We start from the raw sequence: 13576 nt of genomic DNA, 5'->3' as shown, positions 1-13576 counted from the left end.
AACCTATTCATTGTTTGAACATTGATTTAAATCAAGTACATTTTGCTTTGAATCTAAGACAATAGAAGAAATTAGTGTTTCAAGGAGAGAATTTCGATGACATTTGAATTTACTGATATGAAAAAAATTAAACGAAGCCGACTTGGCAAAGATGTACCACTCGAACTGTTTCGAGCCATTCGTTTAATCGGAATGTATGAGGGACTCCCAATGAACGGGAAAAGTACGACACTTGCCATCGGCAGAAAGATTGGTACTAGCCTACCCGCAAATTCTGTAGAGGATATTTTAAATATGTTTGTGGAACTGAAAATTGGTATTCCATCAATAGTCCGCGACACTGACAAAGAGATGGAGATAGTCGTTAACGATTGTTTCTGTGAAGGCTTACCTGCTCATGAAGGGAAAATGGTTTGTGATTTAGAAGGAGCGATTTTGGAAGGTGCCCTTTCAAAGGTTTGGAACAAACAGTTCATATTGCGAGAAGTGCAATGCAATGTAAATGGTGATGAGCATTGTAAATACTTAATTAAAAAGCTGGCTTAAAAGTTAGAGGATTAGAATCCGGATGCCTCCTGGCACTTTATGTATTTTTTTAATTGGAAAAACATACATAAAAAAACTTTAGTTGGAAAATAATAAATCGACCAACAAAAAAGGAGGATTTCTAAAGATGCGTAAATATTTATGGAGTGTCATGGTCACAGTGTTCCTATCTGCTATGGTGATTTCGGTAGCATACGCTGAAAAAAATGCTGTCAATAAACCTGTTCAACCTGCTCAGCCACAAGTTCAGCTTAATGAGCAACAAAAGGCAGAACTAGCCAAGCTACATAAGGACATTCTCGAAAAAAAGAAAGAAATGATTCAGAAGTATGTGGAGTTTGGTGTGATTGAAGAAGAAAAGGGTCAAATGATGATTGCTCACTTTGAGAAACATTACGAAATGATGGAGCAAAATGGTTTCACCATGCCACATCATCCGATGAAAACCCAAAAACCTGGTCAAGAAAATGACCAAAACGATCAAGATGATCAGGATGACCAAAACGAACAAAAGGAAGACCAAGATTAAACAAGAGCTCAGTCGCAGACTGAGCTCTTTCGTGTTTATAAATTGGCTTAATCATTTCTTTGAGCTAGTCCAGTTTTTGTAATGGATATTCGGCTGGACCTTCGAGGACATCACCATCTACTGAAAATCTAGACCCATGGCAAGGACAATCCCATGAACGGTCACCATTATTCCATTCTAGCTCACAGCCCATGTGGGTACAGGTTGTATCGACAATGTGCAGATTGCCTTGTTCATCCCGATAAGCGCCAGCTCGCTTGCCATTTACTGAAACAACAGCACCTTCATCGTTAGCGAGGTCCTCAGGCTGGCGTTTAACCAATTCAAGTTTCCCTTTAATTAAATGTTTGGCCACATCTAAATTGTCTGTAACGAGCTGTTTTAAATCAGGATCGGCATGAAAACGGTACGGACGATATAGCTCCTCATATGGTGTTTCTTTTCCTAGTATCATATCAGATAACATTAGCGCAGCTACCGTGCCATTTGTCATACCCCATTTTCGATACCCAGTTGCGAGGAAAATATGATTGTATTGGTCTGTCATTTTTCCAATATACGGAACTTTGTCAGAGGTAGTTAGATCTTGGGCAGACCAGCGATATGGAATTTTTTCAATTCCAAACGTACTGTCTGCGAATGCTTCAAGTGCCTCGTAATGCTTGAACGTGTCAATTCCCTGCCCAGTCTTATGATGATCTCCACCAAATAGAACAAGTTTTTCGCCATTTATCATTGTATACCGGAGTGAGCGGGTTGGCTGTTCAGCGTTTATATACATTCCTCCTGGAAACTCCTGCTTCGTTTTTACAGCAAGCACATACGAACGGTCTGCATGCATCCTCGCAAAAAAGAAACCAAGCTTGTCTTCAAATGGGAAATGGGTGGCGATAATCATATGGTTGCAGGATAATTTATTCCCATTTTTCGCAATAACCTGAGCCCGTGGTCCAGTCGTAATATCAACGGCTGGTGTTTGTTCGAAAATAAGCCCACCATTTTCGGTGATTTTATTAATAAAATAAATCAAATATTTTAACGGATGAAATTGGGCCTGATTTTTCATAATAACAGCACCATTAACCGGAAAAGGAAGTGGTGTGGAGGAAACAAATTCTCCCGGAATACCTAATTTTTCATACGCATTTATTTCATTAGTAAGCTGTTGAATATAATCCGCTGATTGCGTATAGATGTAGGCGTCTTCCTCTTGAAGCTCACAGTCGATTTGCTGCTCTTTGACCACACTTTTAACAAAGTCCATCGCTTGTTTATTACTTTCATAATAGAGCTTTGCTTTTTCTTCACCAAGGGTCGTAATGAGTTCGTCATAAATAAGCCCATGTTGTGCTGTTACCTTTGCGGTTGTACTGCCAGTAGTCCCGTTTAACAGCCTTCCCGATTCAATTAAGCCCACCTTTACCCCTTTTTGTGATAATAAATAGGCACTAGTTATACCGGTAATTCCACCACCGACAATGGCCACGTCGACATCGACATCCTCTGTTAAGCTTGGAAATGATGGAATGCTGACTGAATCAAGCCAGTAGGCTTTTGGATATTGGGGCATTCTTCCTTGGCTGTAGCTTTTCGTCATATAGTACTCCTCCTAAAATAGCTTATAGTGGATAATTTCTCCTATATCGGAAAATTCATGTGTCATTGTTTGGCATTATGTTTGCTGATAAAAGGAAATTAGCTATACTGTTGTTGTAGATTATTTAAGGAGCGGAGAATATGGCTCAGCCTAAAACAAATGCAATGCGAATTCTCGATTCGCACAAAGTCGAATATCAATACTACACCTATGAAAATAAAGACGGAAAAATTGATGGCATCTCAGTTGCCCAAAAAATAGGTAAAGACGTCAATACGGTATTTAAAACGCTCGTGGCACGTGGGGCAAGCAAAAATATTTATGTATTTGTGATTCCAGTAGAATTAGAGCTAGATTTAAAGAAAGCAGCTAAAGCTGCAGGTGAAAAGAAGCTAGAAATGCTACCAGTCAAGGATATCCAAGCCAATACAGGCTATATCCGCGGCGGCTGCTCGCCAATCGGCATGAAAAAGCAATATCCAACATTTATTGATGAACATGCTTTAAGTCTTGAGACAATGGTCGTGAGTGGTGGCAAAATCGGACTGCAAATCGAAGTCAGTGTAAACAACCTAGCTGAGCTTACCGCAGCAACAATGCTTGATATAGTAAAATAACAAGGCCTAATGATCGGACTGAAAGAAAGTATCTTATGGACCAAAGCCCCCGTGAAAAAAGCGAGAAGTGTCCCATAGGAAGGCTCTATGGGCCAAAACCCGTATGAAAAAAGCGAGAAGTGTCCCATAGGAAGGCTCTATGGGTCAAAACCCGCACGAAAAAAGCGAGAAGTGTCCCATAGGAAGGCTCTATGGGCCAAAACCCACACGAAAAAGGCGAGAAGTGTCCCATAGGGATGTTCTATGGGACAAAACCCGCTCGAAAAAAGCGAGAAGTGTCCCATAGGAAGGCTCTATGGACCAAAACCCACACGAAAAAAGCGAGAAGTGTCCCATAGGGATGCTCTATGGACCAAAAACCTCGCGAAAAAAGCGAGAAAGTCCCATAGAGGCTCGTAATGTACCCCAATCTCATTGTGAAATTCCCAATTCAACTTCCGCAGCATCAATTTACATCCAAACCTCAAATTCAAAAACGAAAACACCCCCAATCCTTAGAATGTTATTGCATAAGGAAGTTAACACCCCTTCTCTTCCTAAGGGAAAATCCCACACTGTGGGCAATCACCTAAGTCATACTCTACGCATAAATTGGATTGAGTGTAAGAACTCTTTACGAAACGAGGGAGTGTGAGTATGACGGCAAAGGTATTAAATTATTACGCTGGCGGAAATACAGCACGAGGCTTTTATAGCTTATATGAATCAAGCCTTCAAGACTTAAATAAATTGTTTATTTTAAAAGGTGGTCCAGGCACAGGTAAGTCAACCTTGATGAAAAGAATCGGGAAAGCCTTCTCAGAACAAGGCTTTGATGTAGAATATTTACATTGTCCTTCCGACAACGACTCAATTGATGGAGTCAAAATCCCAGCACTCAAAGCCGGCATCGTCGATGGAACTGCACCACATGTAATTGAGCCGAAGGCACCAGGAGCTGTAGAGGAATATGTAAATATTGGTGTAGCTTGGGACTCTAGCAAACTATCCCCTCATAAAGAAAGAATCCTTGAGCTTTCAAATAAGATTAACGCTACAACTCAAAAGGCTTATAGCACCTTTGCCGAAGCATTAAGGGTCCATGATGAGTGGGAGAAAATTTATATCGAAAATATGGATTTTGAAAAGACGAACCAATTTACAGACCAGCTTATTGAAGAACTATTCGGTACTCAGCGTGGCAGTGGAGCAGCGATCGTTCGGCATCGTTTCTTAGGTGCAGCTACGCCAAAGGGAGCTGTTGATTTCGTTCAAAACTTAACTGAAGAAACTCCGCATCGTTATTTTATTAAAGGTCGTCCAGGCTCTGGAAAGTCAACCTTGTTGAAAAAATTAGTAGCTCATGCAGAATCACGGGACTTTGAGGTAGAGGTATACCATTGCGGCTTCGACCCCAATAGCCTTGATATGGTTATTGTTCGAGAATTAGGCTTTTCTATCTTTGATAGCACGGCGCCACATGAATATTTTCCAAATCGTCAAGGTGATGAAATCATCGATATGTATGAACACTTAATCACGCCAGGAACGGATGAAAAACATAGCGAGGAGATAGCTGAGATTTCAGGTCGCTATAAGGCGAAAATGAAGGAAGCGATTGGGTTATTAGCAGAAGCGAAGGATCTAAATGATGAATTAGAGGCTATTTACACCCCGGCAATGGATTTTGAAAAACTAGACCAGATTACCCAGGAAATAAAAAACAAATTATTACAGATAGCAAAATAAACCCAAATTGATTGGAGTTTAAAGTCAAAGTCACCCTCCTAAACAAAATTTTATAGATATGTTCATTATGTTATCTACATCACAGTACACAATCTGAAGTGAATGTAAAATAGTAACGAATCTTAAAACGTTTAGGAGGTTGCACCTTGATTAAAATACTAATGGTCTTGCTAATCCTAATCACCTTTTTCTTGTTGAGTATGTTTATCGATGGTCTGTTGAAATTACATAAGCAGGAACAAGATGGTAAACTAAATCAGATCAGAGAAGGCATTGAAGGATATTTAGACCAAATATTTGGCTACAACACTGTTACACTTTTCAACACACTGGTGGATGCCGAGGGTACTTTATCCTATGTTGTGTATCAACCAAAACATGAATGGTTTAAATCGCCAGAGTATCACTGGTACGAAGTATTTGAAACTGAAAAAGGCTTTAAACACGAAAAAATCAAATCATAAATTTCATAGTAATAAAAGAACACCCCAGTCCTTTGCGACTGGGGTGTCCTTATTATTAAAATAGTATATGTGCGACAATGACTATTATTGGTAGTGTAATCAGTGTCCGCTGTAGGAAGATAATGACTAATTCCTTGAATGTGACTGGGATTTTCGAGCCTAATAGCAGGCCGCCTACTTCTGACATATAGATAAGCTGTGTAACTGAAACCGCGGCAATCACAAATCGAGTCAATTCGCTTTCAATACTGGCCGCCATTACAGATGGAAGAAACATATCCGCGAAACCAACCACCAGTGTAGCAGCTGCAGCTTTTGCCTCTGGAATTTGCATCAATTCTAATAACGGAATAAACGGTGTGCCAAGCCATTGGAAAATTGGCGTATACTCAGCAATCATTAGTGCAGTCGTACCAAGTGCCATCACAATTGGTGCTACACCCATCCACATATCTAGGATGTTTTTAGTACCGTCAATGAAGAACTTATTAACATCTTTACTTGTCTCTGCTTTTTCGAGTGCCTGCTTCATTCCCCATTGAAATGGCGTATAGTCGTTAGGAATGACTTCTGAGTACTCATCCTTTGATTCCGTAATAAATGTATCTGGTTTTCTAGATAACGGTGGGATGCGCGGGCTAATAACGGCAGCCGCAAACCCAGCAAGAGTAACAGTCAAATAAAAAGGAACAAATAGGTGTGCTAAGCCAACCTGGGAAATAACAACTAAGCTGAATGTAATCGAAACAACTGAAAATGTTGTACCAATAATGGAGGCTTCACGCTTTGTATAATATCCTTCTTCATATTGCTTGCTCGTTAATAAAACACCAATTGTACCGTCACCGAGCCACGAAGCAACACAGTCGACAGCGGAGCGACCTGGTAATTTAAAGATAGGTCGCATCACTTTTACTAGTAATGCACCAAATAGTTCTAGTAAACCAAAATTTAATAGTAAAGGTAAGAAAAGACCAGCAAATAGAAACACTGAGAATAAAATTGGTAATAGGCTGTTTAGCAGTAAGCCGCCGGTATTCTCAGACCAAATAAATTCTGGACCAATTTGAAATACTGTAAGCACAGCGTACACTGCACCTAGTCCTCTTGCAAAAAACCAAACAGGTGTTACATCAAACAAAGTTTTTAAAAACGGATTTCGAGCAAGAATGGCTGGGCGGATCATTTTTGCCATTGCTGTACAAATAAAGGTTAGCACAATGATGACAGTCATGATTTGTGGCAAATAACCTTCTAAACCAGATTGCACTAAGCCAGATAGGATGGCAATAGGAATAGTCATTTGTCCTTGATATGATATAGGTAGCATAAACAATACAATTCCTATTAATGATGGTATTAGAAATAGGAGAATGTTTGTGTTCGATTTTGATTTTTTTAATGTAATGCTAGATTCTTTCATTCTATATTCTCTCCTGGAGTATATTTATAAGTCGAAACTTATTTTAATGCAATAATGTTTTTTTGCCAACCCAATTTACTATAGTCGCAATCTTTCTTTATTTTTGAAAAAGGGAGATAGTTGAGAGAAAGGATTTATTTTTTCGTAAAATAATAAAATGAGGGCATGAAGGAGGAGGATTAATTTGAAGTTGGATATGGTTAAAACTACGTTAGAACAGCATAGGAATCCTGAAAATGCAATCCCGATGGCCAATTACATGAAGAATTTGTTTCCATATTTAGGAATTAAAACGCCTGAACGGCGAAAGTTAACCCGAGAAATATTTAACAAAATTGGTATTAAAAAAGAGCCATTTGATGAGGCTTTTGTCTTGGGCTTATGGGAACTGCCTGAGCGGGAGTACCAATATCTTGCATTAGATTATCTTGCAAAATCAGTCAAGAAGTTAAATAAACAGCACATTGGTTTAATTCAAACATTAATAACGACAAAATCTTGGTGGGATACTGTCGATCTTCTTGCAGCAAATATCGCTGGTCCAGTTGTTGCAGAAGCGAAGGAATTAATACCTGAAGTGGTCGATGGCTGGGCTCATCATGAGAATATGTGGCTACGGCGCAGTGCGATTTTAATACAACTAAAATATAAGCAAGAGACTGATGCGGATCTGCTTTATCGTTATATCGTTGCAAATGCTGATAGCCAGGAGTTTTTTATTCAAAAAGCAATCGGATGGGCGCTGCGGGAGTATTCAAAGACAAACCCTGACTCAGTGAAGCAGTTTATTAACAGTCATACCTTAAAGCCGCTAAGTGTTCGTGAAGGCTCAAAGTATATTTAATTAGGTTATTAACACACTCATGTTAATATAGTAATATAGCAATTCGCTAAGAAGAGGAGAACAACATATATGATTAAATGCATCGCAAGTGATATGGATGGAACTTTATTAACAGGAAGTGGGAGCATTTCGGAGGGAAATAAGCAGGCAATACAGCTCGCACAAGCTAAGGGAATCGAATTCATTGTTGCCACCGGACGTTCTTATCAAGAAGCTCAATATGCTTTGAAACAGGTGGGAATTGTTTGCCCAGTGATTAGTGTGAATGGTGCCGTCGTGGTAGGAAACGATGGGAAAATGATTACCTCTCAGCAGCTTTCCAAAGAGGATGCAACCGCAATCGCGGCAATTTTAGCAAATGATGATATTTATTTTGAGGTTTATACGAATGATGGGACATATACGAATAACTTAGAAAAGGCCATCTCAGTAATGGTTGACGTTTTTACAAGCGCAAATCATCACATATCAAAGGAACAGGTGGAAGCTTTCGCAAAGGGGCGCATTTCTGAAGGCTTTGTGCATTCCGTTGAAAATTTTGAAGAGATCTTTAAGGATGAGAGCAAGGAGGTTTATAAGCTTCTGGCCTTCTCATCTAAATTAGAGAAACTTAAGGAAGCGCGGTCAGCATTAGCAGCATTTACAAATATCGCTGTTAGTTCGTCAGGGGATGGAAACTTGGAAATAACTTCTGTCCAAGCCCAAAAAGGCATTGCATTACAAAAATTTGTGAGCAGTAAAGGGATTTCCCTTATAGAAACAATGGCAATTGGAGATAACGATAATGATTTATCCATGTTAAAGCTTGTAGGGAAAGCGGTGGCAATGGGTAATGCACCAGCGCATATTAAAGCCCAAGCTCATTATGTTACTGAAACAAATGAGCTTGATGGTGTGGCAAAAGCTATCCAGGCGGTGTTGGAATCGTAGCTTAATGAATTTGAGGTGAGCCTTATCGTTAAATCAAAACTATTGCTGATTTTATTATTGTCCACTTTGATTGGATGTAGTGCGAATACTGAGCAACCGCGTAAAAATCAAGAGGAGTCAGTTATTGCCGATCGCAGCCAGCCAACAGTAGTTGCTGAAAACATAAAGATTCCATGGTCGATTGCCAAATCAGGAGATACGTTTTACATTAGTGAGCGTAATGGCCATGTGGTGAAAGTAGCACCTAACGGGGAAATGACGCGCCAAAAGGTGAAGTTGACCAAACGCCTAGCGACAGCAGCTGAAGCGGGATTATTAGGATTTGTATTGGCGCCTGATTTCCAAAAGACGCACAAAGCGTTTGCTTATTACACTTATGAGAACGGTTCGGGACAATATAATCGGATTATTGAGCTGCAGTTAACGGGGAATGAATGGAGCGAGGTAAAAGTGTTGCTTGATAAAATCCCTAGTGGTGCCTATCATCATGGTGGTCGATTGGAGCTTGGTCCAGACGGTTATCTGTATGCTACAACTGGTGATGCTGCGCGTGATCCAAAAGTCGCCCAGGATATTGCTTCACTTGGCGGGAAAATTCTACGCATGAACCTAGACGGAACCATTCCGAGTGACAATCCTATTCCAAATTCTTATGTTTATAGTTTAGGACATCGCAATCCACAGGGACTTGCCTGGAGTGCGGAGGGAGTGCTGTTTGAAAGTGAACACGGACCATCAGCTCATGATGAAATAAACAAAATTGAGCCAGGGAAAAATTATGGCTGGCCAGAAATTGTCGGAGGAGAAGAAAAGATTGGAATGGAGAGCCCTTTGTTTGAATCCGGCGAGGAGACTTGGGCACCATCAGGTATGGCTTATGATAAAAATAAGTTATATGTTGCCACATTAAGAGGCAATGCGGTACGGGAATTTGACGTTGAGAACAAAACCACTCGGATTTTAGTTAACGGACTAGGCCGTATTCGTGATGTGTTCATCGTGGGAGACACGCTTTATTTTATCTCCAACAATACCGATGGTCGAGGCACACCCACTAAAAATGCCGACAAGCTCTACAAGATTGAGCTCACTAGTGCTACTAGCGACCTATAAATTGTTTCATGTGAAACAAAAAGGGGTCTGAACCTAATTGGGTTCAGACCCCTTTTTTCTTATTCCTTTGTGGCAAGTCCGTGCATGATGAATTGAATGGTTCGCTCTATCTCAGCTTCTTCATCCCAATCTATTTCTGGAAAAAGCAAATAGCGGCCGATCAAATAACCAAATATCGTCGAGGCAATTAGCCTTACCACGGAATACGGTGGTATTTCGATAATGCTCCCATTTTGCTGATAATGCTTGATCAGTCCTTTAATCCGGTCATAAACGGTTGGCAGAATATGTGCTTTAAACTGTGCTTGAAGCTCGGGCTGGAACGGAAGCTCTTGTAGTATGATTTTAAATAGAGATAGATTTTGCTGTAGAAAAACCTTTCGATTTTCAATCATTGCCCTTAAAAAATCCTCAAAACAATCATAATCAGTCTTTAACACCTTGCTAATATCCTTTATGATAAATGGTGCTAAAAATTTGGCCATCGTTGGTGCGACAATTGCCATTAATAAATCCTTTTTCGTTTTGTAGTGGCGAAAAATGGTTCCTTCGGCCACTCCGGCTTTTTTGGCAATCTCGCTTGTTGAGGTTGCAGCATAGCCTTTTTCTGAAAAAGAATCAATTGCTGCCAGGAGGATCTGCTTTTGTTTATCAGTTAATTCATCAGCATCTTCGAACCATTGTGATAGCAATAAGTCTTGATCTGTCATGACAGTGATTCTCCTAACTTACAAACTTATTTTTTTTATTTTAACATAAGCTAGATTTCTTAAACCTTCCGATACTTTCTAAGCGCTAAGATGTTTAGAGTAATAAACAATACCGAAAAGCCTATTAGAATAAAAATATCTTGATAAATTGATTCCCAACCAAGTCCGCGAACCATAACATCGCGGAGTGCATTGGCAGCGTAGTACAACGGTGTCACCACGCCAATCCAGCTTAACCAATCAGTAATTGTTTCCAGATTAAATAATCCGGAAAAGAACACCTGCGGTACGACAACAAGCGGAATAAATTGAATCATTTGCAGCTCGTTGTTAGCAAAAGCTGATAGTAGTGTACCGAGCGTTAACGCTGACATTGATAGCAATAAGATAATCAGGAGCACAAACCAAAATGTACCGACCATTTGCATGTCTAAAATATAGATGGCATAGCTGGCGATAATCGTTGCTTGGAGCATTGTGAACACGCCAAAACCTAATACATAACCGATAACAATTTCCCATTTTCTTAGTGGACTAGATAATAAGCGCTCAAGCGTTCCGCTCGTCCGTTCACGTAAAAATGAAACACCAGCAATCAAGAAAACAAAGAAGAATACGAAGAATCCTAATAAGACCGGACCGAAATAATCAAATTGACTCATATCTGAAGAGCCGTGCAAAAACTCGATTTCGGGTTCAATTACTGGAGCCTGACCTTGACCTTGACTTTGGCCTTGGCCTACTGATTGTAACGGCTTAAATGCCGTTTGCACCCATTTCATCACTGCTCCATTTATAGATGGATCACTGCCTTCGAGCATGATGGACGGAGTACCATTAGCAAATTCAATATAGCCGTCGATATCTCGTTCCTCTAATGCTGCTCTAGCTTTCTCAGATGAATCAAAATCTGTTATTTTTGCATCGTCTAGTTCTAATTTAGCTTCAATTGGTTCAGGTATATTGACCATTCCAATTTTAGGAGTATAAGCTTCGCCATTAAAAACTAAATCCATCATCGTTAAAATTAAGATAGGTGCCATAATCATTAGAGCCATTGTGCGCTTATCACGAACAATTTGTCGCAATATCCGAACCATCAATGCTTTAACCCTCATAGTTGAGCACCTCCGTAAGCTAGAAAGGCATCTTCAAGCGACGCGCTATTCGTGTTAGTTTTCAGTTCTTCTGGAGTGCCGACAGCAATTAATTCACCTTGACGGATCATCCCGAGCCGGTGACATTTTTCGGCTTCGTCCATAACATGTGTCGTGACAATAATCGTTACGCCCTTTTTATTGAGCTCATTAAAGCTATCCCAAATGCCTTTTCTCAGCAATGGATCAATCCCGACGGTCGGCTCATCTAAGATGAGAAGCTCAGGCTCATGCAATAGGGCCGCTGCAAGCGAAAGTCGGCGCTTCATGCCACCAGAATAATTAGAAACAAGCTTGTTTAAGTCATCGTGAAGGTTTACGATTTCCATCACGGTTTTTATTCGAGCCTCTTGCTGTTTACCCTTTAGTCCGTAGAGGGAAGCAAAAAACTGCAGATTTTCCTTTGCAGTAAGCTCACCATACAAAGCGTCGGATTGAGCCATATAGCCGATTCGCTGCATAAGTGCGAGCGATGGCATTTTATCGTTGAAGACAAGGTTTTCCCCAGTTGATGGGGTATCAAGACCTGCAAGCTCTTTTACTAATGTGGTTTTGCCAGCACCGGATGGACCTAGGAACCCAAAAATTTCCCCTTTCGCAATCTCGAGGGATACATTCTTTAACACTTGTTGCTTACCAAATGACTTTGAGACATCTTTAATACTGACTATGCTCTCGCGTTTACTCATGGTATGTCACCTCGTTTTGTTTGGAGTGAGTAATCACTCACTTAGATAATAAAATAAAAAGAGTGATTTGTAAAGTGAGTAATCACTCACTTTGTGAATGATGAGTTTGACGGACATATATGCCGCTATTTCATTAAAATAGGATGAATTTTATTGGCGAACGGACACCAGAATCCTTATTCTATAAAAATCGGTAATGATTTAGTGATTTTTTAATCAATAAGGTAATCTATGTCCGCTAAATACAAATATAGAGTAGAATTTATCCAAATAAGGTCATCTGTGTCCGTCAAATGGCTGAGATCCTACAAAATCACGATATCCAAAGAACTTACTTGGGAAACGAGCAGCTCTTCGTAATCTTTTTGTGCTAAGAAATTAATCTCCTGTTCACCGACATTGGGATTTTCCTTTTTCACTTTTTCAGTTACGTCCTTTTGCACCTTTTGCGTTAATACAATATATTCATATTGCTTCTGTTCTTTGCTCCAAAACTTATCCTCGCCAAACTTATTAATCATGTCTTTCGCCACTTCAGACTGATAATACTTGTCGCGAATGGCTTCGACTTCTTTATTAATTTCAGCATCCGAAGCAGTATAGCCTTTTTCTTTTCCAAGTAGTGCCATTGCGCGGAGGCGGATGATCTGGGTTAACAGCTGGTTATTATTTTGAATTTGTTGTTGCTGATCATCCCAATGAGCCATCCGCTGCTCGAGCTCAGCTCCAGAAAATTTTTTTTTATCATCTTCGCGATTAATGGCGATATGCAACTCGTTAATAAACTTGTAGAACTCGAGGTCATCTGAATTTATGGGCTCACCATTAATGGTGGCGACCCCTTCGACCTTCTCGACCTCTACATCAACTATCTTTTCAACTGTGTAGCCTTCTTTTTTAAGTGTGAATGTTGCAGTGTATTTACCGGCCATCGGGAATTCTGCTTTACCGCTATAAATACCCTCACCTTGCTCCTCGAGCTTAATATCAACACTGCCATGACTCATGGAACTCATTTCAAAGTGCGCTCTGACGCTCACATCAACAACGGGCTCATTTTCTTCAATAATTTTAACCTCAATTTGCGTTTCTGCGCCTTTCGTATAGCGGAGTGGCTCAGTGAAATCAACAACCCAATTTTCCCCGGGTGTTCCACAAGAGCTTAATAACAGTAATACAAGTCCGAGAAGCATATAATGTAATGATTTTTTCAACATAGGGATTGCCCT

General features: G+C 40.1%; 14 protein-coding genes. 8 read left to right on the top strand and 6 right to left on the bottom strand.

Features of this window, described 5'->3' with window-relative positions:
• Window positions 1-96: 96 nt before the first annotated feature.
• Entirely contained in the window at window positions 97-546 is a 450-nt protein-coding gene (locus tag FXW34_RS16315) for a V4R domain-containing protein (RefSeq protein WP_147535071.1), read from the top strand.
• Between the two features lie 127 nt (window positions 547-673).
• Complete coding sequence (locus FXW34_RS16310) at window positions 674-1075, top strand: YckD family protein (protein WP_147535070.1); 402 nt, start codon at window positions 674-676, stop codon at window positions 1073-1075.
• 64 nt (window positions 1076-1139) lie between these two features.
• On the opposite strand, the gene FXW34_RS16305 is transcribed toward FXW34_RS16310, so the two are convergent.
• A complete protein-coding gene (locus tag FXW34_RS16305) occupies window positions 1140-2672 on the bottom strand; it encodes an FAD-dependent oxidoreductase (protein WP_147535068.1) in 1533 nt (510 codons plus the stop codon).
• A 140-nt stretch (window positions 2673-2812) separates the two neighbouring features.
• Between FXW34_RS16305 and ybaK the strand changes: the two genes are divergently transcribed.
• From ybaK to FXW34_RS16290, 3 genes are all read left to right on the top strand, one after another.
• Window positions 2813-3289: a Cys-tRNA(Pro) deacylase gene (gene ybaK / locus FXW34_RS16300; protein ID WP_147535067.1), complete on the top strand. Its 477-nt coding sequence runs from the start codon at window positions 2813-2815 to the stop codon at window positions 3287-3289.
• Window positions 3290-3925: 636 nt separating this feature from the next.
• Window positions 3926-5017, top strand: a complete 1092-nt coding sequence (locus FXW34_RS16295) for a PRK06851 family protein (protein ID WP_147535066.1) — start codon at window positions 3926-3928, stop codon at window positions 5015-5017.
• A 146-nt stretch (window positions 5018-5163) separates the two neighbouring features.
• Complete coding sequence (locus tag FXW34_RS16290) at window positions 5164-5481, top strand: hypothetical protein (protein ID WP_147535065.1); 318 nt, start codon at window positions 5164-5166, stop codon at window positions 5479-5481.
• A gap of 55 nt (window positions 5482-5536) precedes the next feature.
• Here the strand turns inward: FXW34_RS16290 and FXW34_RS16285 are convergent, their stop codons facing one another.
• Window positions 5537-6904, bottom strand: a complete 1368-nt coding sequence (locus FXW34_RS16285; protein ID WP_147535064.1) for a YjiH family protein — start codon at window positions 6902-6904, stop codon at window positions 5537-5539.
• A gap of 184 nt (window positions 6905-7088) precedes the next feature.
• Here FXW34_RS16285 and FXW34_RS16280 point away from each other — a divergent pair, with 184 nt between their 5' ends.
• From FXW34_RS16280 to FXW34_RS16270, 3 genes are all read left to right on the top strand, one after another.
• Window positions 7089-7748 carry a DNA alkylation repair protein gene (locus FXW34_RS16280; RefSeq protein ID WP_425457443.1) on the top strand — a complete coding sequence of 220 codons (660 nt, stop codon included), beginning with the start codon at window positions 7089-7091 and terminating at the stop codon, window positions 7746-7748.
• Between the two features lie 69 nt (window positions 7749-7817).
• Window positions 7818-8678: an HAD family hydrolase gene (locus FXW34_RS16275; protein ID WP_147535063.1), complete on the top strand. Its 861-nt coding sequence runs from the start codon at window positions 7818-7820 to the stop codon at window positions 8676-8678.
• A 24-nt stretch (window positions 8679-8702) separates the two neighbouring features.
• The gene (locus FXW34_RS16270) at window positions 8703-9791 is read left to right on the top strand and encodes a PQQ-dependent sugar dehydrogenase (protein WP_147535154.1); all 1089 of its coding nucleotides are present in this window, start codon (window positions 8703-8705) and stop codon (window positions 9789-9791) included.
• Between the two features lie 59 nt (window positions 9792-9850).
• Here FXW34_RS16270 and FXW34_RS16265 read toward each other — a convergent pair whose 3' ends face one another.
• From FXW34_RS16265 to FXW34_RS16250, 4 genes are all read right to left on the bottom strand, one after another.
• A complete protein-coding gene (locus FXW34_RS16265) occupies window positions 9851-10501 on the bottom strand; it encodes a TetR/AcrR family transcriptional regulator (RefSeq protein WP_147535062.1) in 651 nt (216 codons plus the stop codon).
• 59 nt (window positions 10502-10560) lie between these two features.
• Window positions 10561-11619 carry an ABC transporter permease gene (locus FXW34_RS16260; protein ID WP_147535061.1) on the bottom strand — a complete coding sequence of 353 codons (1059 nt, stop codon included), beginning with the start codon at window positions 11617-11619 and terminating at the stop codon, window positions 10561-10563.
• Window positions 11616-12347, bottom strand: a complete 732-nt coding sequence (locus FXW34_RS16255) for an ABC transporter ATP-binding protein (protein ID WP_147535060.1) — start codon at window positions 12345-12347, stop codon at window positions 11616-11618. Before FXW34_RS16255 ends, FXW34_RS16260 begins: the two co-directional genes overlap by 4 nt.
• A gap of 305 nt (window positions 12348-12652) precedes the next feature.
• A complete protein-coding gene (locus tag FXW34_RS16250) occupies window positions 12653-13564 on the bottom strand; it encodes a FixH family protein (protein ID WP_147535059.1) in 912 nt (303 codons plus the stop codon).
• Between the last annotated feature and the right edge of the window lie 12 nt (window positions 13565-13576).

Source organism: Bacillus marasmi (genome assembly GCF_902168435.1).
Lineage (GTDB): Bacteria > Bacillota > Bacilli > Bacillales > Cytobacillaceae > Bacillus_BU > Bacillus_BU marasmi.
This window is presented reverse-complemented; position numbering and strand designations above follow the sequence as displayed.